Annotated in this window: 2 protein-coding genes; both read left to right on the top strand. The window is 42.2% G+C overall.

Annotated features, from left to right (window positions below):
- Positions 1-648, top strand: a 648-nt coding sequence (locus VN429_RS07415) for a cytochrome c biogenesis CcdA family protein (protein WP_325631568.1), incomplete at its 5' end; no start/stop codon positions are given.
- Between the two features lie 282 nt (positions 649-930).
- Positions 931-3074: S8 family peptidase (locus VN429_RS07410; RefSeq protein WP_325631566.1), on the top strand; the 2144-nt coding region annotated here is incomplete at its 3' end.

Here is a 3074-nt window from a genome sequence, read left to right as displayed (position 1 = left end):
GTTCTGGGTATTTTCATATTTGGATTGATAGCAGGGATATGTCCATGTAATAGCGTTCTCTGTCTTGGACTTATTGGGTATCTGACCAGTGGGAATACATCGTTATCTCTGCCAAATATTCTCAAACTCACGATATCCTTCTGCATCGGAACTATTCTTGTGCTCCTTCCTCTTGGACTTATAGCCGGATTCATCGGACATTACCTTTTATTCATAAACGAGTCAATCGCCTGGTTTATTGGAGGAATTATTCTTATTTTCATGGGATTACAACTTCTTCATGTCTATAAACCGCCTATCAGGAGTATCTTCAACTTTTTGAGGGCACCGATATCATACTCCCTGACGGGATCATTTCTTCTTGGACTCTCATTCGGTGCAATAACAGTTGGGAGAGGTGCTCCTATGCTTCTTATTGTTTTGACATATATTGCGCTGAATCAAACCGCTTTGCAAGGCTTTTTCACGATTCTTATCTATGCAATTGGTCTGTCAATCCCGCTCATCATTATCAGTTCTCTTGGGGGTGCAGTAGGAAAGAAGATCAAGGATTATTCCCGGGTGAGTGGTGATGCCCTGGATCGTGTAATTGGTAGTGGAATTATCCTGATCGGAATGTATTTTCTGTATCTGACGTTTACGAGATGAATCGCGAATCTAATCGAATTTCACCGGTGATAATACATAATTGAGGGTGTCAAATTTGATACCTTATATCTCATTAGTGATGAAACGTTGAACTGAAATAGATGTGTATACTACGCTTAATTTTTGAAATTCGCATTTTAATCCGGGGTTATTTTCAAAGCCTGCCGCTGATAACATATCTGAAATCAATCACATCGTCAGAGAAAATATGTCACATATATTGACAAGGTACATTTGCAGGTACCATCTGTTTTTATATCACGTTTCCGAATATATTGTTTCATGGGCGTGTGGATCTCTTACCTGCGAATAGTATTGATCATCCTTCTGATCTCAGCAATAATTCCACTTATGTCTGCCAATACAGACATTCAACAAAAAAATACCTCTTTCATCGATAAGACCTCATCGAACCACTCTGTCATACCTCATGAAACGAGAGGAACTCTTGAGTATGCTCAGGATCGTCTTCTGGTAAAATATAATACCAATATGGATACCTCTCAGGAGTTCATTTCTGAAGTCTCCCGTCTCAATGCACAGGCAGATGCCTCCGTGATGACTGATTATACCCCACTTGGCCTTCCCGGTCTTGAACTGGTCAGAATTGGGAATAACAATCTATCAGAAGCAATGGAGATGTATTCAAAAAGCCCGTATATCGCATATGCAGAACCAGATTATCTAATTCGTATGCCAGATGATGAGAATAATTCCTCTGCCCTTTCAGCATCAGATCAAGAAAATTACCTGGCCAATATTCCTAATGATACGTACTTCAACGATCTCTGGGGTCTGCTTAACACCGGGCAGGATGGGGGGATTCCCGGGGTTGATATCAATGCACCTGAAGCCTGGCGGGACACAACAGGATCAAAAGATATTATTATCGCGGTGATAGACACCGGGGTTGATTATACTCATCCAGATTTAGCTGGGAATATGTGGGTAAACAATCACGAGATTCCGAGTAATGGCATCGATGATGATGGAAACGGGTATGTTGACGACTACCGTGGATATAACTTTGATACCCAACGTCCGGATCCCATGGCTGTAACTCTGCATGGAACCCATTGTGCAGGAACCATCGGAGCAGTAGGAAATAATGGATTAGGAGTCTGCGGTGTGAACTGGCATACCTCTATCATGCCACTCAATACCTACAATGTGACTGCCAAAGGAATATATATCTCATCCTTAATCGCAGCGTATCGGTATGCAGACACGATGGGTGCCCGGATTACGTCGAACTCATATGGAGGGTACACATTCTCACAGGCATGGTCTGATACTATCAATAGTACTCATTTTCTCATGGTATGTACTGCGATGAATTACGCGTCAGACAATGATAAGAATCCTGTATATCCTGCAGGCTTTCATAATCCCAATATTATTTGTGTTGGATCGATCGATTCCAATAATGATAAATCAGGGTCATCCAATTATGGGAAAACCTCTGTTGATCTCATGGCTCCAGGTGGCAATATATATAGCACCTCCTGGGGTTCAATGCCATATTCATGGCAATCCGGGACATCTATGGCAACTCCACACGTTGCCGGGGTAGCAGGTCTTTTGCTAAGCTGGAATCCGAACCTGACAAACCAGGAACTAATAGACCGGATCTTATCAACTACTGATCCTATTGGAAATGGGGATCTCTATCCCACGGTTACCAATGGGAGAGTGAATGCCGCACATGCTCTGTATTGGAATTCTTCTCCTGAAATCTATTCAGTATATCCAAATCATGGGTATAACAACCACACGGCTGTCATAACGAATCTCTCAGGCAATAACCTCTTTGATCGATCAATAGTCAATCTCACTAAACAAGGGCAGAATAATATCTCGGCAATCAATGTAACTGTTATATCTCCTCATTCAATCTCCTGTTTATTCCCAATTACCAGTGCTTCTGCCGGAACATGGAATATTTCTGTTACTAACCCGTATGGCCAGACCTTCGAATTACCAAATGGGTTTATTGTTTCTGAAAGTACCATATCTCCACCTGTCGTCACAGGTATTTTTCCAACAACAGGTCAGGCAGGCACCCGGGTTCCCTTCACCCTTACAGGTTCCAATTTTGATTATGTAAATACCGTTAATCTGAGCAGGAGTGGGATGACAAATATCTCTTCAGTCGGAACGCTCCAGGGTAATAATCTGACCGGAGTATTTGATATTGCGTATATACACTCCACTGATCTCTGGAATGTAACTGTAAACCAGAGTGGTTCTTATTGCTCTGTTCCTAATGCCTTCACGGTGCTAGCGGCTGCTCCGGAACCTGAATTATCCAGGATTGAACCGAATTTTTCATACAACTCCCAGGCTGCTCAAGTGGCAATTATCGGATCCAACTTTGTAGATGGTATTCGTGTTGAGCTCTCCTCTTCTGATGGATATATATTACC

The organism is Methanospirillum sp. (genome assembly GCF_035560735.1).
GTDB lineage: Archaea > Halobacteriota > Methanomicrobia > Methanomicrobiales > Methanospirillaceae > Methanospirillum.
This window is presented reverse-complemented; position numbering and strand designations above follow the sequence as displayed.